The following is a 20,626-nucleotide window of genomic DNA, read 5'->3' on the forward strand; positions in this document are numbered from 1 at the left end:
GGGCCCGGTGTTCAGCCGCGCAGCCCCGCCATCCACGCCTCGACCTCGTCCGAGCGCCGCGGCAGCGCGTCCGACAGATTGCGGTTGCCGTCGTCCGTCACCAGGATGTCGTCCTCGATCCGGACGCCGATGCCCCGGTACTCCTCGGGCACCGACAGGTCGTCCGCCTGGAAGTACAGGCCGGGCTCGACCGTCAGCACCATGCCGGGCTCCAGGGTGGAGTCCACGTACGCCTCGGTCCGCGCGTGCGCGCAGTCGTGGACGTCCATGCCGAGCATGTGGCCGGTGCCGTGCAGCGTCCAGCGGCGCTGGAGGGCCAGTTCGAGCACCCGGTCGACCGGGCCTTCGAGCAGCCCCCACTCGACCAGCTTCTCGGCCAGCACGCGCTGCGACGCCTCGTGGAAGTCACGGAAGGCCGCGCCCGGCTTCACCGCGTCGATACCGGCCTGCTGGGACTCGTAGACCGCGTCGTAGACCTTGCGCTGGACCGGCGAGAAGCGGCCGCTGATCGGGAGGGTGCGGGTGACGTCCGCGGTGTACAGGTGGTGGGTCTCCACGCCCGCGTCGAGCAGCAGCAGGTCGCCGGAGCGGACCGGGCCGTCGTTGCGCACCCAGTGCAGGGTGGTGGCGTGCGGGCCCGCGGCGCAGATCGAACCGTAGCCCACGTCGTTGCCCTCGACTCGGGCGCGCAGGAAGAACGTTCCCTCGATGTACCGCTCCGAGGTGGCCTCCGCCTTGTCCAGGACCTTGACGACGTCCTCGAAGCCGCGCGCCGTCGAGTCGCACGCCCGCTGCAACTCGGCGATCTCGAACTCGTCCTTCACCGCACGCAGCGCGGACAGGAATTCGGTCAGCTCGGCGTCGCGCTCGGCCGTCACCTTGTCGGTGAGCGCCGCCTCGATGCCCGCGTCGTGCCCGCGCACCACGCGGACCGGACCGGCCGCCTCGCGCAGCGTCTCCGCGGCCTTGCGGACGTCCCGGCACGGCATCCCGAGCAACTGCTCGGCCTCGGTGAGGCTGTGCCGCCGCCCGACCCACAGCTCGCCCTGGCCGTCCAGCCAGAATTCGCCGTTCTCCCGGTTGGAGCGCGGCAGCAGATACGCGGTCGCCGCGTGCCCGCCGCCCTTGCGCGGCTCCAGCACGAGGACGGCGTCCTGCGTCTGGTCACCGGTCAGATAGGCGTACTCGGTGGCCGCCCGGAAGGGGTACTCGGTGTCGTTGGAGCGGGTACGGAGATTGCCCGCCGGTACGACGATCCGCTCGCCGGGGAAGCGCTCGGACAGCGCGGCACGGCGCGCGGCGGCGTACGCGGCCTGCGGCAGCGGGGCCAGGCCGTGCAGCTCCGTGTCGGCCCAGTCGGCCTTCATCACGGCCGCCAGCTCGTCGGAGACAGCCGGGTAGAGGCGGTTCTTGCGCTGCTTGATCGGCTTGTCGTCGCCGTCCGCCGCGTCGCCGTCCGCCGCGTCCGTGGCCGCCGCGTCGCCGTCCGCCGTGGCCGCCGCGTCGGTGGCCGCTTCGACTGCCGCGTCCGTGGCCGCCTCGGCCGCCTTCACGGCCGTCCCCGTCGTCTCAGGAGTCTCGGGCGTCTCCTGTCCGACCCGCTCGACCTGCTCGTCCGGCTGTGCCTGGGCCTCGGCCACGTCCTGTCCTCCTCGCTGTCGTCGCCATAGCTGCCTGGAGGTCCCGCCGGGACCCGCTATGGACCTCTACGCATCGTATGTGCGCGCGGAAGAGGGCGTGCGGGGGGCATAGGTCCTGAATCGCTCACGAATCAGGACCGGGCGGACCGAAGCGGACGCGGGTGACCGCGGCCCGTCTCTCTCAAGGGCCCGTCTCCCGCAGCCGCCCGTCTCTCAGTGCCCCGTCTCTGTCCGCCTCAGTCGAAACGGACGGCGAGCAGGACGACGTCCTCCACGCCCTCTGACCGGTCGAGGCCGTCGGGCAGGACGGCGTGCAGGATGTGGTCGACGAGACGGTCGGGGTCGTCGCGGGCCGGGCGCGGGGCGCTCTGCGCGGCGGCGTGCAGCCGGGCGAGCGCCCGGTCGGCGGACTCCCCCGTACGGTGCAGCAGCCCGTCCGTGAACAGCACCAGGGTCTCGCCGGGACGCGCGTACAGCTCGACGCTGGGCGCCTCCCAGCAGCTGAGCATGTTGAGCGGCGCGGACAGCGACGTCTCGACGTACTCGCAGCGGCGGTCGCCGATCACCAGCGGCGGGCAGTGTCCCGCGCCCGCCAGGATCAGCTTGCGGCCGCCGGGGCCGCCCGCCGGGCGCGGGCCGCCGTTCGCCGCCTCCGCCTCCACGTACGCGAACAGCGCCGTCGCGGACCTGGCGGGCTCGGTGAGCCGCATCAGCAGTTCCAGGTCGGACAGGACCGCGACCGGGTCCTCGCCCTCCATCACCGCGTACGCACGCAGGCTCGCGCGCAGCCGACCCATCGCGGCCACCGCGCCGGGGCCGCGCCCCGTCACCCCGCCGACGGCCAGGCCGAGCGCGCCCTCGGGCAGCGGCAGCGCGTCGTACCAGTCGCCGCCGCCGCGCGGATTCGTCCGGTGCCTGACCGCCAGCCGTACGCCGGGGACGCGCGGCAGCCGTTCCGGCAGCAGTTCCGCGGCCAGCGCCGCCGTGGTGTCCCGTGCGCGCCGCAGGTCGAGCACGCGTGCGGTGTGCTCGGCGGCGAAGCGCAGATACAGGCCCATCAGGCGGCGCTGCCGGTCGTCGGGTTCCGCGGGTTCGTCGTAGAACCACACGGCCGTGCCCAGCCTGCCGGCCGACTGCGCCGTCAGCCGCAGCGCGTAGCTCGCGCCGAGGCCGAGCTGGACGGCGACCTCGCGGTGCCGCCGGTCGAGGCCGGGTTCGTGCAGCAGGTCGGCGTGGACGCGTTCGCCGTCCGCGTCCCGCGCCGCCGATCCGTCCTCTGCCCCCGATCCGTCCCGCGCTCCTGACCCGTCCCGCGCCCCTGATCCGCTCGCGTCACTCGGCACGCCGGTGTCGGAGGCGGACGTACGGGGTACGGGCACGGTCTCGATCGTGCCGAGGTCGGCGTGGCCGAGGCCGAGGCCGACGGTGCGTTCGGGGCCGAGGCCGTCGGCTGGCTCCAGCGCGACCATGCCGCGGCGGGCGCCGACCAGGGTGGCCCCGGCGCGCAGCACCTCGTGCAGCGTGTCGTCCAGCGCGGTCGTCCGGGCCAGCCGCTCGGTCAGCTCGTGCACCAGGGACAGGTCGCACACCCAGGAGGCCAGCCGGTCCTGCACGGCGGGGGAGCCGTACCGGTCACCGGCCGCTTCCTCCGGCGCCCGGGGACGGCCCGCACCGGGTACGGTCACGGGCTTGGCCGCGGGTTCGGCGGCCTGGTCGGTCACGGAACCGATCGTGGAATCGGCCGCCGGTTCCGTCGCCGGTTCCGTCGCGGGTGCGGGCGGAGCGGCGGGGGAGACGGCGGGGACCGCGGAGGCGGCCGTGACCTGCGCGGGGCCTCCCGTGGGGGACGCATTCTGCGCCGCCGCGGAAGGTGGTGGCTCTGTTCCGGCCACTTTTTTCATGTGAGCGGCGCTCATGGCCGGGGGCTTCCGGCCAGTCGCCAATGGATGGGGCATTCCGCGCTTTTCGTCCGCAAAGCGCGGCGCATCTGCATCAATAGCATCGCAAACCCCCATGTCGTGGCGCGTCGCTACCAAGGAACCCACTTGTACACGCACAATCGCGGGCATGTCCAGGATTGTCCTGGTAGACGGAGTGGCGTCGGGACGTGACCGGCGTCACGTGTCGTGGTGCGCCGGTGGCCTGGAGTAGCGGTCGGAGCGCCGCAGGTTGGCCAGAAAGAGCTACCCCCGTCTCATGCGCGCTGTCGACTGATCCCGGCCAACAGCGCGTCATATTTGCGGGTGATGGGTAGGAACCCGGAGTCCGGCTCAAGCGTCGTAGTACGTAAGCAATTGACAGCCGACCCCACCCCGAGTGGCGAGCGGGAGCTGCGCCCAACGGGATCCACGACTAGTGGCTCGCGATCGGGGCAAGTGAGCAAGCGCCATGCGCACGCCACCCACCGCCACGTTCCACGCTCGGCTGGCGGCGTGATGCGCTGCCTCGTGAACGGCGTGCTCGACAGATACGTGTGCAAGGGCAGATCCCTGGGCGTTAACGGAAAGGAACGAGCGCTGATGCGCGAGATCCTCGGAAGGCGACGCAAGCTCTCACTGCCGCGAAAGGGGCGGACCGCGTTGCGTGACGCGGCGCTCACCTATGCCGAGCAGTGGCAATGGCGTGTGGTGCCCGGTGTCGGATACGACAAACGCGGCACATGGCGGGCGACCGGTGCGCAGCCGTGCGCCTGCGCCCGCCCCAACTGCCCGGTGCCCGGCGCCCATCCGCACGAGCCGGGACTCCTGGCCGCCACCCGTGACCCGCGCATGGTGCGCTGGTGGTGGACGCGCAGGCCGGACGCGCCGGTGGTCCTCGCGACCGGCGACCGGGTGTCCGCGGCGAGCCTGCCCGCGGTGGCCGGCACGCGGGCGCTCGACGCGATCGAACGCCTCGGCGTACGGCTCGGCCCGGTGGTCGCCACCCCCACCCGGTACGTGATCCTCGTCGCGCCCTACTCGCTCGCCGAGCTGGGCGAACTCCTCGACAGCCAGGACTGGGTGCCGACGTCGCTGCGCTACCACGGCGACGGCGGATACGTGGCGCTGCCGCCGTCGAGCAGCAGCGCGGGGCAGCTCCGCTGGGTGCGGCCCCCGGTGCCCGAGGCGACGGGGCCCGACGCGCCGGTCGGGCTCGGCGGCGCCGCGCCGTGGCTGCCGCGGATCGGCGACCTCGTGGACGCCCTCGTCCGCGCGGGCCGGACCGCGCCGGACGGCGACCGGCTCACCTATTGATCCGCGTATTGATGCGCCGCGTTGACACCGCGCCTGTTCTGAACGCTGTTCAGGGCGGGCGCGGTGTCGTTCGCCGCGCGCTCTGTCACTCGTTCGGGTAGCCGAGGGCCCCGGCCCTGCGCTGAACGGCGCCTGATCGTTCCGAAGTCCCCGGTCCGCCCGCTACGTTCGGCGGACCGCAACCGTCGAGCGCAGGTGGGGTCGTGCCCGTGGAGCCGAAGTCACAGCCGCAGCCGCAGCCGCATTCGCAGGCCGTTCAGCAGGTCGCGCAGGACCATGTGTCGGGGCTGCGCATGGTGGCCCTCGCGAGCGTCGCCGCCCTGGCCGTCGTCCTGCCGCTGGCCGCCGCCACGGACGGCCCCTCGGAACACCCGGGCCACGGCGGCCACTCCGGTCACGCGGGCCTCGGGGCCCCGCACGCCAGGACCACGTCCGTGGACGGTTACGGAATGCTTCCGCCGCCCGCCGAAGGCACCTGAACCGCTACCGACCGGTACGACGAAAAGCGTCGCCGTCGTCTCCCTCGCATGGCGAAAAGCGCCGTCCGGCGCCCCGCGGGCATGGAAACGCCCGGTCGCTGGCGACGGGGGATGCACCAGCGACCGGGCTGACCAAACGGTAACAAGACTTCGTCCGTTAGCAAATTCCCCGACGCCGACGGGGCGCCGATTAGCCGCGATTCAACGGGAGTTGTGACCGGAATCACGGCCTCCCCCTCCGTGCCGCCCCCACCCTCACCGGCCGGTGGTCCGCAGACCTCCCGATCTGCCCCGCCGGGGCGGGCGGTGACGTGCGGCAGCGCCGTGGCTGGTGGCGCAGTTCCCCGCGCCCCTTAGAAGATCGGTTCGCCGCCTGGGCGAAGGTGGGTGTGCCCTGTCAGGGGTGCGGGGAACTGCGCGGGTAACCCACCCACCGGCGGGTGGTCCGGGGGCGACCGGATTGCCCCGCCGGGGCGGGTGGTGAGGTGCGGCAGCGCTTCGGCCGGGGTGACGGCTGCCCCCCCGTACGGCTGGAGGCCGTGGAATGGCTCGCCGCGAGGCGTAAGGCGGTCGGCGTCAGCTCAGGGTGATCTGGCGGTTGGTGAAGCCGCTGCGGGCGCGCCGCTCGTCGGCGGTGAGGGGGCCGGACTTGGCAAGCGTCTCGGCCAGACGCTCGTTGAAGGCGGCGGCGGGCTTCTCCACCTCGTCGGCGCCCATGCCGACCGGCAGGTCCCACACCGGCACCACGAGCCCGTGCGCGCGGAAGGAGCCGACCAGCCGCGTACCGTCACCCAGCGACGACACCCCGGCGGCGTGCAGCCGGGCCAGCGCGTCGAGCAACTCCTCCTCGGGGTGCGGCATGACCCACCGCAGGTGGTTCTTCTCCGGCGTCTCGCACCAGTACGCGGCGTCCACGCCGGTCAGCCGTACGGTCGGGATCGCCGCCTGGTTGGCCCGCTCCAGCGAAGCGGCCACCTCGCCGGTCGCCGCGTCGGCGTCCTCCAGCCAGAACTCGAAGCCGCTGTGCACCTCGGGCGTGAAGGGCGCGTCGAGGTCCAGCACGTCCTGGAGGCGCGGCCCGTCCTGCGGCGGGCGGCGGCCGTCCACCGGATTGCCGGGCGCCGCGGTGAGCGCGCGCAGCAGCGTGTCGGCGAGGTCGCGGCTGACGTCACCGGACGCCGCCTCGTTCTGGAGGCCGAGCAGGACAGCCCCGGTGTCGCGGCGCAGTCCGGGCCACGCCATCGGCAGCACGGTGCCGAGCGTCACCGAAGGAACGCCGTCGGGCAGCGCGTCCTTGAGGATGAGCGGGGCGGTCGCCGCCGGGACCAGCTCGCGCAGCGCGACCCAGTCGCACTCGCCGGGCAGCCCCTCGAACGGGCGGCGCACCAGCTCGGTCACCGCGTGCGACGCCTCGCGGCCGTGACACGCCTTGTACCGGCGGCCCGAGCCGCAGGGGCAGGGCTCGCGCGCGCCGACCACCGGGACCTCTCCGCTCGTCGGGACCTTCGTCTTCGTCGCGGTCGCGCGCTTCTTGGCCATGGCTCGGTCTCTCCCGTAACGGCGGTGTTCCGGCCGTGAGCCTAGCGCCCGGCGCGGTCGCCGCCGGACCACGGCGAGGCGTGCGGAGGGGGCGGGGGAGGCCACCGGGGTGTCCTGCGTGCGGTGCCCCGCGCGGCCCGGTGCGGCTCTGTGCGGCCCGGCGCGCGGCCCTACGCCTGGACCCGCGACCTCAGCCGCGTTCGTCGACCGCGTCGAAAGCCGTGTTCAGCGACCCGAGCGCGTCGAACGCTTCGATCGATTCGGCCAGGTCCATCGACATGCCCATCGGCAGGCCGCCGCCCGCACCGACGATCGGACTGATGCCCGTACCGCCGATTCCGCCGAGTCCGGCCCGCTGGCCGCGCGTGCCGCCCGTACCGCCCGCGATCACCGGGTCGTCGCGGCGCGCGTGCCGGGCGCGTACCGGAAGGACCGCCCAGACCGTCACCTCGCCGGGCGCGTCGTCGCGCACGCCCCAGCGCAGCGACAGGCTCCCGACGATGCCGAGGCCCCGGCCGCCGTGCGCGCTCAGGGAGGGGGTGGAGGGGCGTGGCCTGGTGGGGCCGCCGCCGTCGGTCACCTCGACCGCGAGGAGTCCGTCCGTGCCTATCGCCCACGCGGCGCGTATCCCGCACTCGCCGCAGTCGGCGCGGTCGCTGTCGGTACGGCCGCCGTCGGTACGTCCGCTGCCCGTACGTCCGCTGTCCGTCCGTGGGCTGTCGTGACGGCCGCCGGTCGTCCAGTCGTCGTTCACCGTACGGGGAGTGTCCCGGGCGGACCGTGCGCCATTGGCGTCACCGCCGCCCCCGGCCTCGTGCGTCTCCAAAGGACGCGCGTGCCGGAAGGAGTTGCTCAGCAGCTCCGACAGGATGAGGACGGCGTCGTCGATCACCGGCTCCGGCACGTCCTGCGCGCACAATTCGTTCCGCAGTTTCCGGCGCGCCACCGCGACGCCGGTCGGACCATGGGGCAGGGCCATGGTCGAGGACGTAGGCACCTCCTGCGCCACCATCAACGACACCCCCGAGACCTCCTTCACGCCCTTGCGCCACGGGATGGATGCCCTCTGCGACTCGGCCGGAAACAAGCCAACCGCGATCTATTGACGTACTCCGTACACATTCACGACGCACAATTGCAGCCCGAACACGATACGAACGCGCCGGGGTACGCCCTGTGACGGCTGTCGCCTGGTGATGTCGGCTGCTCTGTGTTGACTCCTGCTGTGGCCTGCGGACATCTGTGAACTTCAGCGACCCAGTTGGGACAGAACCGCACTCGGGCGGTTGGTGATGATGGAATCCACCCCGAGCCGTACGCACAACTCGACATCGGCGGGTTCGTCCACCGTCCAGACGTGGACGCGGTGCCCCGCCTGGCGCAAACGCGCCACGTATCCCGGATCGGCGCGCACGATCCGCATGCTCGGCCCCGCGATCCCGACGCCCGCCGGCAGCCACCCGCTCCAGCGCCGGGGGAGCGCGTGGCGCACCAGGAAGACGGTGGGGACCGCCGGCGCGGCCAGCCGTACCCGGCGCAGCGCCCCCGGCGAGAAGCTCATCACCCGCACCTGGGCGGGCTCCCCGCGCGCCGGGCGGTCCATACCGAAGTGCCGCAACAGGTCGAGCAGCCGCCGCTCGACCTGGCCCGACCACCGCGTCGGGTGCTTCGTCTCGATCGCCACCTCCAGGCGGCGGTCGGTGTCCGCGACCAGTTCCAGCAGGCGGCGCAGCGTGAGGACGCCGCTGCGTTCGCGCACGGCGTTTTCGTCCTCTTCTTTTACGCGTCCCGCGCGGGCACCTCTTATATGCGCGTCTTTCGCACGGACGTCTCCTGGGTGACGGTCCCGGCTTCCGGCGCCGCCGGGTCCGCCGCGGCCGTCCTTCCACGAGCCGAAGTCCAGCGCGGCGAGGTCGGCCAGGGCGAGGGAGGAGACGGCGCCCCGGCCGTTCGACGTACGGTCCACCCGCCGGTCGTGGACACACACCAGCTCGCCGTCCGAGGTCAGCCGGACGTCGCAGTCCAGGGCGTCGGCCCCGTCCTCGATGGCTTTCCGGTACGCGGCGAGCGTATGTTCTGGTACGTCCGCGGAGGCGCCTCTATGGGCGACGACCTGGACAGGTCGCCCGTCCGGAAACGCCTCCGGGACCGCGCGCGCGTAAGTCACCGTGTCATGGTGCCACCGTCTCCCCGGCGGCCCGGTAACACGGCCGTACGACGGGTACGCGAAGATGCACAGCTACCGCTTACGGCGGTCCGACACGCCGTGGGAAATGCTGTGTTCGGCCCACCACCTTGTTCCGCACCCGGTTCGGAATCCTGTTCAGAACCTGTCCCGACCCTGAGGAGAATCGCTGTGAGCACCGAGAACGAAGCCGGCTCCGGCTCGGCTGCGGAGTCGGCAGCGCCCGCGCCCGACGGTGCCTCGGCGGCCCAGGCCCCCGTACCTCCTGCCGCTCCGCCGCTCGCCCCGCCGCCCGCTCCTCCGACGGCCCCTCCGGCCGCCCCGCCCGCGCCCGCCGCTCCCCCGGCGTCCGCGGACGGCGAGTCGCGTACGGAGATCCTGCCGGAGGTACGGGACGCGGCTCCGGTGCCGCCCGCGGATCCGTACCGGGCCCCGGCCGACCCGTACTCGTCGCCGTCCTCCTCCTCTTCTTCTTCCTCTTCGCCCGCGCCCGCGCCTTCGCCCGCGCCTTCGCCCTCGCCTTACGGTCCGCCGAGTGGGCCGCCTTCGCCGTACGGGACGCCGCCTGCTGCGGTGTTCGCGGCGGAGCAGCCGCCCGCGGGGCCGGGCGCGTTCGGTGCGTCGGGTGCGTCGGGTGCGTCGGGTACGGAGCAGGGCGCGGGGGCGGGCCACGGTGGGTCGGGTCATGGCGGGTCCGGCCACGGTGGCGGGCCGCACGACCCGTTCGCCGCGCCGTCGTCCCCCTACGGCGCGGCGAACGCGCCCGCTACCGGCCAGCCCGGCGGCCCCGGCGGTCTGCCGCCGGCCTGGGGCACGCACGTTCCCCCGCCGCCGAACGACGGCCGGAAGCGCCGCGGCGGCATCGGCGGCATGGTCGCCGCCGTCCTGGTGGCCGCGCTGGTCGCGGGCGGCGTCGGCGGAGGCGTCGGCTACGCGATCGCCGACCACAACGACAAGTCGAGCTCCACCTCCTCGACCACCGTCTCCGACTCCGGCAGCCAGAAGGCGTTCAACCGCGCCCCGACCTCGGTGGCGGGCATCGCCAACAAGGCGCTGCCGAGCGTCGTCACCATCAAGGCCAGCGGCAGCCAGGAGAGCGGCACCGGCACCGGTTTCGTCTACGACACCGAGGGCCACATCCTCACCAACAACCACGTGGTCGCCCCGGCGGCCAGCGGCGGCAAGCTCACCGTCACCTTCTCCAACGGCAAGACGTACGACGCGGCCGTCATCGGCCGCGCCCAGGGGTACGACGTGGCCGTCATCAAGCTGAAGAACGCCAGCGGCGTCAAGCTCACCCCGCTGCCGCTCGGCAACTCCGACCAGGCGCAGGTCGGTGACGCCACCATCGCCATCGGCGCCCCCTTCGGCCTCTCCGGCACGGTCACCACCGGCATCGTCAGCGCCGTCCACCGCCCCGTCGCCTCCAGCGACGGCCAGGGCAGCAGCGCCTCCTACATGAGCGCGATCCAGACCGACGCCTCGATCAACCCCGGCAACTCCGGCGGCCCCCTCCTCAACGCCAACGGCGCCGTCATCGGCATCAACTCCGCCATCCAGCCCGCGGGCAACAGCGACCCCGGCACCCAGGGCGGCAGCGTCGGCCTCGGCTTCGCCATCCCCATCAACCAGGCCAAGCGCGTCGCCGACCAGCTCATCAAGACCGGCCAGCCCGTCTACCCGGTGATCGGCGTCAGCCTCGACACCCAGTACCAGGGCGACGGCGCCAAGATCTCCACCGACTCCAACACCGCCATCACCTCCGGCGGCCCCGGCGCCAACGCCGGCCTCAAGCCCGGTGACGTCATCACCCGCTTCGACGACACCCTCATCGACAGCGGCCAGACCCTCATCGGCGAGATCTGGCAGCACTCCCCCGGCGACAAGGCCACCATCACCTACACCCGCAACGGCACCTCCCACACCACCACCGTCACCCTCGGCCAGCGCACCGGCGACAGCAACTAGCCCCCACCCACTAAGCTGTCCCCGCGCCCCGCGCCAGGAGGCTTGCCCGAGCGGCCTAAGGGAACGGTCTTGAAAACCGTCGTGGCAGCGATGTCACCGTGGGTTCAAATCCCACAGCCTCCGCGGTAGGTAGTGAACATGCAGGTGGGGTCGGGTCTCGATGCGATCGGGAGCCGGCCCCACCTTTTGTGCGTCCCGCTCGTGTGCCACCGAATCCCACCGATGACCAGTGCGTGTGGTCAATCTGTGGTCAGGTTTCGCGACCCCTTCTGCGGACTACGCTCCGCTATCCCGCCTGGTCAGCGAGTGCTTGGCTGATCAGCTCGCTGGCCCGGTCCTGCACGCCGCGAAGGATCTTCGCGGAGAAGCGAAAGAGCACGGCGACGCTGTGCCCGGCCCGCCGTGCGGCCTCCACGGGGTCGACGCCCGCCTTGATCCACAAGGAGATGCCGGCCTGCCGCAGGCAGTACGGCACCTCGGCGAGCGGCGTCTCCAACTCCTCGGCGGAGAGCACCTTTCCCCGCGCCGCCTGCCACATCTCGGTGTACTCGGTGGAACGTACGCGCCCGCCGCCGACAGCGCGGAAGAGCCGGCCGTCCGGAGCGGTGCCGTACGTCCTGATGTGCTCGCGGAACATGCGGACGAGGACCGGCGGACGGCACCGATCTGGTCGCCTTGCGTGCACGGCGCTTGAGTCCGCGCTTCTCGTACGGCTGCCCGTCGTCGGTCCAGCCCGATCCGACTTCGGGCCGTGACTCGGAGAGGACGAGTTCGCCCCAGGCATCCTCGTCCTCCTCGTCGGGGAGGAGGCACCCTGTTTCGCCGAGTGCTGCGGCTTCGGAGGGTCGTGTCGAGGCGTAGTGGAGGCAGCCGAAGAACGCTTCGAGATGCTCGCCGACGTGGCCGCCGCTTCCCGTTCCCGGGGCCGCGCCTTCGAACGCATCATGCTTCTGGGCGGTGACGACGTCGTTGAGGCCGCCCACGACCTCAACGCCGCTGCCCTCGCAGTCGACTGGCAGGCCACCGGCAAGACCCCGGACACCCTGGAAGCCTGGCGCGACCGCAACCGCGCCACCTTCCGCGCCATCAACGCGTTCCACGAGGCCGCCCGCGTGGACCTCGGAGTCTCGGGCAATGTCACCGGCGAAGCCCACCCCGCCCGTGATCTCCTCCTCCCCCCGGCCCGCCGCGACAACAACGCCGGCACCTGAGGGCGATGTTGGGCTCTCCTTCCTTGCGTCCTCTCGGCCGTCCATGGTCCCTGGGTGGCCAATGGATGCTAAGGATGTCGTGGGGCTCGCTCCCCGCCTGCACGTTGCTGTGTCGAAGAGCGGGCAAGTCTTGGCCTGGTGGCGAAGTGCCTGAGTGTTGGCGGATTATTGTAATAAGGAATATATGTCCGAATCTCGGCAGGTGAGTAAAATTGGCCGTCGAACCGAATAAAGCCCCAGGTCATTCACTCTGCTCCCCGCCCGCGCGGGGCTGTTCCCGAGCGGTACCCGCGCAGCAGCCCCCGGCACGCCTGCTCCCCGCCCGCGCGGGGCTGTTCCCCACGGCTGGGTGCCGGTGCTCATGTAGTCCGTCTGCTCCCCGCCCGCGCGGGGCTGTTCCCCGGGCGTATGGGGTGAGGTCGGCCGGGGAGCACTGCTCCCCGCCCGCGCGGGGCTGTTCCCTGGCGGGTGCCGGGGATCATGTGGACCTGCCACTGCTCCCCGCCCGCGCGGGGCTGTTCCCTGGCCGCCGAAGCCCTCGGTGCCCATGGTGGTCTGCTCCCCGCCCGCGCGGGGCTGTTCCCCACCACGGGCGGGGCCAGGCCGACACTCAACCCTGCTCCCCGCCCGCGCGGGGCTGTTCCCCTCAACGGCGTCGACGTACGCAAGCTGTACACCTGCTCCCCGCCCGCGCGGGGCTGTTCCCTCCGACTCAGCGGAAGTCGCCGACCCCGAATCCTGCTCCCCGCCCGCGCGGGGCTGTTCCCCGGCTCACGATGGTCTCGCGCCCCGACGGCTCCTGCTTCCCGCCCGCGCGGGGCTGTTCCCTGGCCCACATGGGTCAGCTCGTGCAGCACGGGCTGCTCCCCGCCCGCGCGGGGCTGTTCCCATGTACGGTGCACTCGGTCCGGACAGGCGGAACTGCTCCCCGCCCGCGCGGGGCTGTTCCCGCGGGATTCGACACGGGGGCTGGCGCCCTGGCCTGCTCCCCGCCCGCGCGGGGCTGTTCCCTCCCGTGCCACCACGGCGGCCTACGCCACGGCCTGCTCCCCGCCCGCGCGGGGCTGTTCCCGAGGACGACGCGAACCGGATGGAGGTCTACAACTGCTCCCCGCCCGCGCGGGGCTGTTCCCCGACCGCCCCGTGGCCGAGGGTTCGCTCGGGGCGGGATCGTGCGCGGCACCATGGCTGCTCCCCGCCCGCGCGGGGCTGTTCCCTGGTGGCCACCACAGCGCTCGGTTCGCGTTGGCTGCTCCCCGCCCGCGCGGGGCTGTTCCCGGCACCACGGTTGTGCAGTGGGACCTGCGGATCTGCTCCTCGCCCGCGCGGGGCTGTTCCCGCTCGGCTGGATCGAAATGAACGCGCCGACAACTGCTCCCCGCCCGCGCGGGGCTGTTCCCATCGGGTCGTCGCTGATGGGCGGCGTCTGGTCCTGCTCCCCGCCCGCGCGGGGCTGTTCCCCGGCTGGCGCTCTCACACCGGATCGTCCTGGTCTGCTCCCCGCCCGCGCGGGGCTGTTCCCTCCAGTTCCTGGACGACACCGGGCGACTCCTGCTGCTCCCCGCCCGCGCGGGGCTGTTCCCCCCCAGTCCCCGGCGGCGACGTCGCGGTCCGCCTGCTCCCCGCCCGCGCGGGGCTGTTCCCGCGACCAGCGCCTCACCGGGCTCCTGCTGGGTCTGCTCCCCGCCCGCGCGGGGCTGTTCCCCGCGGACCTTTCGAGTACGGCGTCAGCGTCGACTGCTCCCCGCCCGCGCGGGGCTGTTCCCAAGCATGAGCAAGACCTCGGGCCTCGGGGACGCTGCTCCCCGCCCGCGCGGGGCTGTTCCCTGGGAGTCGGCCTCCTTCACGGCGCCGTCGTGCTGCTCCCCGCCCGCGCGGGGCTGTTCCCCCGTGCGACACCACGGGAAGTTGACCAGGAGGCTGCTCCCCGCCCGCGCGGGGCTGTTCCCTCACCGGCGCGCTGGGCGGCTCTCACCGCTCCCTGCTCCCCGCCCGCGCGGGGCTGTTCCCCAAGCTGCTACCAGCTGTAGCAGTTGGAGCCCCTGCTCCCCGCCCGCGCGGGGCTGTTCCCGCGGTCAGTTCGCGCTCCAGCGCTCCCCGCATCTGCTCCCCGCCCGCGCGGGGCTGTTCCCTCCGAACACCTGCGCGGGGACCCGGCAAGGGGCTGCTCCCCGCCCGCGCGGGGCTGTTCCCCACGACGTCTGGGCGGGCGCGGGGGCGCCGAACTGCTCCCCGCCCGCGCGGGGCTGTTCCCGCTTACGTTGGACGTGTGCTCCCCGCGCGCGGGGCTGAACCCAGGTGCAGGCCGATCACGGCGAACCTCTTGTAGTGCTCCCCACCCACGTGGGTTATTCAGCCGGGTCGGTCTGCATCGAGAACTTCCGCTGTGTGGCGCAAACTTGGCTTGTCGGACTTGATGGCGGCAACTGGGCGGCGCCTCAGCCTGTCGACGCTCTACTCGGCGTCGGTCTTATGAGGGTTGCTCCGTAGGTCTGCATCTCGCGCACCGGCAGCGTGCGACAGGAGGTCGGGTCAAGACTCGCGTCCCTGTTGGTTAGACCCTCGGCGTTGGCCCCTACCTGGGTCCGTGCCGGGATCCGTGCCCTGGGAGGCGTGCAGGCGGCACGGGCGTGGCTTCGCGTCGCGGTGCTCGTGTTCGTGTTCGTGTTCGTGATCCAGGTCATCCTGGTAATGCCGCGAGCATACCGATCATCCTGGTCGCCGGTGCGGTTCTAAGGACACCTTGTGTGTGCGGTGAGTAGCTTCGACTCACCGCACACACGGCAAGTAACGGGTTCGATCAAACATCTACCATCGGACAGCCGTGGGTGAAGAATCGTTGGCACCGGTGATCACTATTGGTCAACTTGCGCAATGGTGTTGTCGGACGTGGATCGACGGTGTCGAATATGCCAATGGCTCAGCCTCGAATAGCACTCCTGAGGTCTGCCTTCTCCCTCTCTGTTGCGGCGCGGAGCGCGTGGGGGAAGCATGATCGGGACACCGATGGGTGGCTGCCGTTGTGGCGGCACATGGCGGACAGCGGGGCTGTGGCCTGCCGGTTGTGGGATGCGTGGCTGCCGGGGAATGTGAAGGCGCTGGTGGGGGAGGCGCTGCCCGGAGGGGTGGAGGACGGGCGGCGGTTGGTGGGGTGGCTGGCCGGGGTGCATGACATCGGGAAGGCCACGCCGGCCTTCGCGTGCCAGGTCGATCCGCTCGCGCAGGTCATGCGGGACCACGGTCTCGACATGCCGTCGTTCGAACGGCTCAGGGAGGACCGCAAGTTGGGCCCCCACGGGCTGGCCGGTCAGCTCTTGTTGAGTGAGTGGCTCAATGAGAGGCACGGGTGGTCCAACCGGGTCAGCGGACAGTTTGCCGTGGTGATCGGCGGCCACCATGGTGTGCCGCCAGGGCACCAGCGCATTCACGATCTCGCGCTGCATCCTGAGCTGATACGTACGCGGGGGAAGAACGAATCGCGCTGGAAGGCCGTGCAGTTCGAGCTGATGGCCGCCTGCGCGGAGGTGGCGGGCATCCGTGAGGACGACTTCAGCGCGTGGAAGTCGGTGAAGCTCTCCCAGCCGGTCCAGGTCACGCTGACCGCGATCGTGATTCTCGCGGACTGGATCGCCAGTTCGGCAGACCTGTTTCCGTACATCACGGCGGAGGGGACGCGGCGGTCGCAGTCGGAACGGTTGGAGGCGGCCTGGCTGGGCCTCGACCTTCCCGGCCCCTGGGAGCCGGACGAACCGGCGGGTACTGCAGCCGACTTGTTCGCCGCGCGCTTCGACCTACCGCAGGGCGCGTCCGTCCGCCCCGTGCAGGAACAGGCGGTCGGCATCGCGCGGGAAATGGAACCGCACGGCCTGTTGATCATCGAAGCACCCATGGGTGAGGGCAAGACGGAGGCGGCTCTCGCGGCGGCAGAAATTTTGGCCGCGCGCACCGGGGCGGGCGGTTGCATGATCGCATTGCCCACGCGGGCGACCGGCGACGCGATGTTCGCCCGGCTGATCGACTGGATCGGCCGACTGCCGTCCGACGGGCCGCAGTCCGTCTTTCTCGCCCATGCCAAGTCCGCGCTCAACGACACCTGGGCGGGCCTCGCCAGCCGCAGTGCCCGCACGGTCGCGGCGGTCGATCTCGACGGCGGGGACGAGTTCGACGGCCCCAACGCCCGGCAACGACGTCGTCCTTCCGGACTCCAGGCCCACCAGTGGCTACGTGGACGGAAGAAGGGGCTGCTCGCGTCCTTCGCGGTGGGGACGATCGACCAGGTGTTGTTCGGCTCGTTGAAGAGTCGCCACTTGGCCCTGCGCCACCTCGCATTGGCGGGCAAGGTCGTCGTGATCGACGAAGTCCACGCCTATGACGCCTACATGAGCACGTACCTGGAACGTGTGCTGGAATGGCTGGCCGCATACCGGGTTCCGGTCGTGCTGCTGTCGGCGACCCTGCCCGCCGGCCGCCGCCGGGCGCTCGCCGAAGCGTACGCAGGTCACCCTGTGTCCGAGGCCGACCGGTCCGGCGACACGTCCGCCGCAGCGTCCGCCGGGACGTATCCACTGCTGACCGCCGTCTCGCCCGGCGGCCCCACCGTGGTCCGGCAGCCTCCCGCCGCGTCCGGCCGCCGCACCGACGTCCATGTTCAGCCGCTCGACGACGACGTGACCATCCTGGTCGACCGCTTGGAGGACGAACTCAGCCAAGGCGGTTGCGCACTGGTGGTACGTAACACCGTCGACCGCGCGCAGGAAGCGGCGGGGCGGCTGCGGGAGCGCTTCGGTGAGGAGCGGGTCACGGTCGCCCACTCGCGCTTCGTCGCTGCCGACCGGGCCCGCAAAGATGTTGAGCTGCTCGACCGCTTCGGCCCCAGGAGCAGACGCCCCGAAGGCGCGCACATCGTCGTGGCGACCCAGGTTGTCGAGCAGTCCCTCGACCTCGACTTCGATCTCTTGGTCACCGACCTTGCCCCGGTCGACCTGATATTGCAGCGGATGGGTCGGCTCCACCGGCACGACCGACCGCGCCCCCCTCGCCTCCGGGACGCGCGCTGCCTGATCACCGGCATAGCCGACTGGGCACAGGATCCGCCGGAGATCGCCCGCGGCTCGGTCAAGGTCTACGACGGAGAACACCTGCTGCTGCGCTCGCTTGCCGTCCTCCGGCCGCACGTGGAAGGGCGCCGCTTACGTCTGCCCGAGGACATCAGCCCACTCGTACAGGCGGCGTATGGCGATAATCCGCTCGGCCCGGACAGTTGGGCCGCAAAGATGGCCCAGGCCAGAGTCGCCTACCGCGCGCTCCTGGCCGAGAAGTCCGACCGGGCCGAGGCATTCCGGCTCGGTCCCGTACGCCGCGCGGGTCGACCGATCATCGGCTGGATCGACGCCGGAGTCGGCGACGCCGACGACACCGCGGCAGGACGCGCCCAGGTGCGCGACACCGACGACACGCTCGAAGTCCTCGTGATCCAGAGGCGAAGCGACGGAACGCTGACCACATTGCCGTGGCTGGACAAGGCAAGGGGCGGACTCGACCTGCCCGAGCACGCCGTACCGCAGGGGAGAGCGGCCCGCGCCGCCGCCGCGAGTGCGCTGAACCTCCCCTGGCACTTCTCCAAATCCTGGGTGATCGACCGGACGATCCGCGAGTTGGAGAAATTCTGTCCTGCGGCCTGGCAGGTGAAGGAAAGCCCTTGGTTGGCAGGGGAGTTGTTCCTGGTCCTCGACGAGGACCGCCGAGCCCGGCTGGTCGGTGCCGAGGTCCGCTACAGCCCGTCCGACGGGCTTCTCGTGGTGCCGGAAGGTGCCCACGACGTAAGGGTGGTAGACGGAGTGCCCTCATTCGACCTGGTGTCCCGGCCCTGGATTCCCGTGCAGCGACTGGACGGGACGACGGACGAGATGTCCCTGCGCGACGTCTTCGCAGAGGCTGCCGGGCTGCGGCGGATCGTCGGCGACGTACCGACGCAGGAGTTCGCCCTGATTCGACTACTGCTCGCCGTCCTGCACGACGCCGTGGACGGCCCGCGAGAGATCGAGGACTGGGGTGAACTGTGGGAGTCCGCCGAGCCCTTCACGGCGGTACCGGAGTATCTCGACCGGTATCGCGACCGATTCGATCTGCTCCATCCTCAGCAGCCGTTCCTCCAAGTCGCCGGTCTGCACACGGAGAAGAACGACATCGGTCCACTGAGCAGAATCGTCGCCGACGTTCCCAACGGCGATCCCTTCTTCAGCATGCGTCAACCCGGTCCCGATCGGCTCGGATTCGCCGAGGCGGCGCGCTGGCTCGTGCACACTCACGCTTTCGACACGTCTGGGATCAAGTCGGGAGCCGTTGACGATCCGAGGGCGAAAGGCGGCAAGGGCTACCCGTCAGGTGCTCTGGGCGTCGGTTGGGCCGGGAACCTCGGCGGCGTCTTCGCCGAAGGCGACACCCTCAAGGAAACCCTGCTGCTCAATCTGATCTCTGCGGACAACGACTTCCTCCAGGTCCACACGGACGACAGGCCCGTATGGCGCCGACCTCCCCTCGGCCCGCAGCCGATCGCGGCGGACCCCGACGACCCCCGCCCGTCCGGCCCTCGTGACCTCTACACCTGGCAGAGCCGACGCATCCGTCTGCACCACGGCGACGGCGAGGTGACGGGTGTCGTCCTCTGCTACGGCGACCCCTTCGCCGTGCGCAACCGGCATCGGCGCGAACCCATGACCGCCTGGCGCGACAGTCCGACTCAGGCGAAGAAGTGGGGCGAGCCTCAAGTCTTCATGCCGAGCCAGCACGACCCGAGCCGCGCGGCGTGGCGCGGTCTCGCCGCTCTTCTCGGTGACAAGGGCCGGGGGAGGGAAGGCGCCGAGCAGCGGCAGAGAGCAGAGCGCACTCTGCCGCCCGGAGTCGTCCAGTGGCTTGCCCGGCTCACGTACGAGGAGTATCTGCCGCGACTCGGCCTGCTGCGCACCCGGATCGTCGGGGCCAAGTACGGCACACAGCAGTCGGTCATCGACGAGATCACGGACGACGAGATCCTGCTCCCGGTCGTCGCGCTTCACGCGGAGCGACCCCTCTACGGGAAAGTCGCAGTCGCTGCCGTCGCCGACGCCGATGACGCGGTGAGGGCGCTGGGCCACCTCGCGGGCAACCTCGCCCAGGCAGCCGGTTCCGACCTGGGACCGGCCACGGCCACAGCCCGTGACCTCGGCTTCGCCGCGCTGGACAGCCCGTACCGGGCGTGGCTCAGCGGCCTGCGGAACATCTCCGACCCTGAGGAGTACCGCGGTCAGTGGCAGCGGACGGTCGGTACGACGATCCGCGCCCTGGGGCGAGAACTCCTCAACGACGCGGGGCCGGCGGCGGCCGAGGGACGGTACGTGGACCTGCCGGACGGCAATGGCCGACGCTGGCTGAATGACGCACAGGCCGAACTGTGGTTCCTGGTGAACCTGAGGAAAGTCCTGCCGTTGGCGCCGAGTCCGTCTGTCGCGCCCACCGGCGCCGCGATCGGCTCGGGCGGTGCGGAGTCCGGTGAGGAAACAGTGCTCGTCGCTCACTACGCGGCCGGCACACAAGACGCAGCAGACGCAGCAACGGAGCCCGCGTGATGACCACAACCGTCCCCAACCCGTCCGGCGCCCGCGGATACGACCTCATTGGCACAGCGACCGACCGCTGCATCCGCAGGCTCCAAGGCGGCTACCGAAACGACCGGCCGGCCGCGGTCGCGACCGTGGCCAGGCTGCGGCGCGGCGTCGGCCGTCCCGCCTACGACGTACAGGACCTATGGGGACTGACCGGCACGGAGGAACTCGCTCTCGTCATCGCCGAATCCGCGACCGGCACCGTACAACGGCCGGACGAGGAGCGAGCGGACGAGGCGCTGAACATGGCGGTCACCTTGTGGGCCCTGCACCAGCAGTCCCACCGCGACACCGACACACACGTCCCCGGTTACGGGCTCGGCCGGTCCGTGCGCCTGCTGATGGTGCCCGCGGCCGTCAGGACAGTGGGCGGTCCGGCCCCGGCATCACCGGTCCCTGTGCCTTCCGAACCGGAGATCGACGAGGTGATCCGCCGACGGTTCGTGCGGGTCGGCACCGCCACCACCCTCGATGTCCTCGCCCAGCGCCTGCGGGAGATCGTCCTGCTGCTTCGGAAGAACTCCATTCCGCTCGACTACGCGCTCCTGGCCGATCAGCTCTACCGCTGGCAGCGGCCCTCGGCCCAAGCCGACGTCCGCAGGACATGGGGCCGGGACTTCCACGCGGCGGGTGTGGTGCCCGGCCGCCGAACGCCAAAGGACTGAAAGCGCGCACGCCGGGCAACGCCAAACGCACTGCTGGCTTCTGACGTTCCCTCAGACACTCATCCG

At 71.6% G+C, this 20,626-nt stretch carries 12 protein-coding genes, 1 tRNA gene and 1 CRISPR repeat array; of the genes, 7 read left to right on the top strand and 6 right to left on the bottom strand.

What is annotated here, in order from left to right:
- Nucleotides 1-11: 11 nt before the first annotated feature.
- Entirely contained in the window at nt 12-1,424 is a 1,413-nt protein-coding gene (locus ACZ37P_RS22635) for an aminopeptidase P family protein (protein ID WP_391159565.1), read from the bottom strand.
- A gap of 452 nt (nt 1,425-1,876) precedes the next feature.
- Entirely contained in the window at nt 1,877-3,556 is a 1,680-nt protein-coding gene (locus ACZ37P_RS22640; RefSeq protein WP_467348314.1) for a PP2C family protein-serine/threonine phosphatase, read from the bottom strand.
- 603 nt (nt 3,557-4,159) lie between these two features.
- Here ACZ37P_RS22640 and ACZ37P_RS22645 point away from each other — a divergent pair.
- Nucleotides 4,160-4,873 carry a bifunctional DNA primase/polymerase gene (locus tag ACZ37P_RS22645; RefSeq protein WP_355336591.1) on the top strand — a complete coding sequence of 238 codons (714 nt, stop codon included), beginning with the start codon at nt 4,160-4,162 and terminating at the stop codon, nt 4,871-4,873.
- A 209-nt stretch (nt 4,874-5,082) separates the two neighbouring features.
- Complete coding sequence (locus ACZ37P_RS22650; RefSeq protein WP_391042128.1) at nt 5,083-5,352, top strand: hypothetical protein; 270 nt, start codon at nt 5,083-5,085, stop codon at nt 5,350-5,352.
- Nucleotides 5,353-5,928: 576 nt separating this feature from the next.
- On the opposite strand, the gene ACZ37P_RS22655 is transcribed toward ACZ37P_RS22650, so the two are convergent.
- The 3 genes from ACZ37P_RS22655 to ACZ37P_RS22665 form a co-directional block, all read right to left on the bottom strand.
- The gene (locus ACZ37P_RS22655; RefSeq protein WP_467348315.1) at nt 5,929-6,891 is read right to left on the bottom strand and encodes a DUF5926 family protein; all 963 of its coding nucleotides are present in this window, start codon (nt 6,889-6,891) and stop codon (nt 5,929-5,931) included.
- A 190-nt stretch (nt 6,892-7,081) separates the two neighbouring features.
- A complete protein-coding gene (locus ACZ37P_RS22660) occupies nt 7,082-7,912 on the bottom strand; it encodes an ATP-binding protein (RefSeq protein ID WP_467348317.1) in 831 nt (276 codons plus the stop codon).
- A 228-nt stretch (nt 7,913-8,140) separates the two neighbouring features.
- Complete coding sequence (locus ACZ37P_RS22665; protein ID WP_467348319.1) at nt 8,141-9,058, bottom strand: glycerophosphodiester phosphodiesterase family protein; 918 nt, start codon at nt 9,056-9,058, stop codon at nt 8,141-8,143.
- Between the two features lie 189 nt (nt 9,059-9,247).
- Between ACZ37P_RS22665 and ACZ37P_RS22670 the strand changes: the two genes are divergently transcribed.
- Both ACZ37P_RS22670 and ACZ37P_RS22675 read left to right on the top strand, forming a co-directional pair.
- A complete protein-coding gene (locus tag ACZ37P_RS22670; protein WP_467348321.1) occupies nt 9,248-11,044 on the top strand; it encodes a S1C family serine protease in 1,797 nt (598 codons plus the stop codon).
- Nucleotides 11,045-11,080: 36 nt separating this feature from the next.
- A tRNA-Ser gene (locus ACZ37P_RS22675) sits at nt 11,081-11,167 on the top strand.
- A 163-nt stretch (nt 11,168-11,330) separates the two neighbouring features.
- Here ACZ37P_RS22675 and ACZ37P_RS22680 read toward each other — a convergent pair.
- Nucleotides 11,331-11,681: a hypothetical protein gene (locus tag ACZ37P_RS22680; protein WP_467348322.1), complete on the bottom strand. Its 351-nt coding sequence runs from the start codon at nt 11,679-11,681 to the stop codon at nt 11,331-11,333.
- Between the two features lie 223 nt (nt 11,682-11,904).
- On the opposite strand from ACZ37P_RS22680, the gene ACZ37P_RS22685 reads away from it, so the two are divergent.
- From ACZ37P_RS22685 to casB, 3 genes are all read left to right on the top strand, one after another.
- Nucleotides 11,905-12,255, top strand: a complete 351-nt coding sequence (locus tag ACZ37P_RS22685; RefSeq protein WP_467348324.1) for a hypothetical protein — start codon at nt 11,905-11,907, stop codon at nt 12,253-12,255.
- A 250-nt stretch (nt 12,256-12,505) separates the two neighbouring features.
- Nucleotides 12,506-14,509: direct repeats of the CRISPR family, unit length 29 nt; unit sequence CTGCTCCCCGCCCGCGCGGGGCTGTTCCC.
- A 661-nt stretch (nt 14,510-15,170) separates the two neighbouring features.
- Nucleotides 15,171-19,859 carry a type I-E CRISPR-associated protein Cse1/CasA gene (gene casA, locus ACZ37P_RS22690; protein WP_467348325.1) on the top strand — a complete coding sequence of 1,563 codons (4,689 nt, stop codon included), beginning with the start codon at nt 15,171-15,173 and terminating at the stop codon, nt 19,857-19,859.
- Entirely contained in the window at nt 19,859-20,560 is a 702-nt protein-coding gene (casB, locus tag ACZ37P_RS22695; RefSeq protein ID WP_355336566.1) for a type I-E CRISPR-associated protein Cse2/CasB, read from the top strand. The genes casA and casB overlap by 1 nt, the downstream gene beginning before the upstream one ends.
- The last annotated feature ends 66 nt before the right edge of the window (nt 20,561-20,626 follow it).

This window comes from Streptomyces sp. NPDC024632 (genome assembly GCF_055559175.1).

What these genes read in the sequence shown, in the direction of transcription:
- ACZ37P_RS22640 (WP_467348314.1), bottom strand. Translation starts at nt 3,556, where the DNA reads ATGAGCGCCGCTCACATGAAAAAAGTGGCCGGAACAGAGCCACCACCT.
- ACZ37P_RS22645 (WP_355336591.1), top strand. Translation starts at nt 4,160, where the DNA reads ATGCGCGAGATCCTCGGAAGGCGACGCAAGCTCTCACTGCCGCGAAAG.
- ACZ37P_RS22655 (WP_467348315.1), bottom strand. Translation starts at nt 6,891, where the DNA reads ATGGCCAAGAAGCGCGCGACCGCGACGAAGACGAAGGTCCCGACGAGC.
- ACZ37P_RS22680 (WP_467348322.1), bottom strand. Translation starts at nt 11,681, where the DNA reads ATGTTCCGCGAGCACATCAGGACGTACGGCACCGCTCCGGACGGCCGG.
- casA (WP_467348325.1), top strand. Translation starts at nt 15,171, where the DNA reads ATGGCTCAGCCTCGAATAGCACTCCTGAGGTCTGCCTTCTCCCTCTCT.
- casB (WP_355336566.1), top strand. Translation starts at nt 19,859, where the DNA reads ATGACCACAACCGTCCCCAACCCGTCCGGCGCCCGCGGATACGACCTC.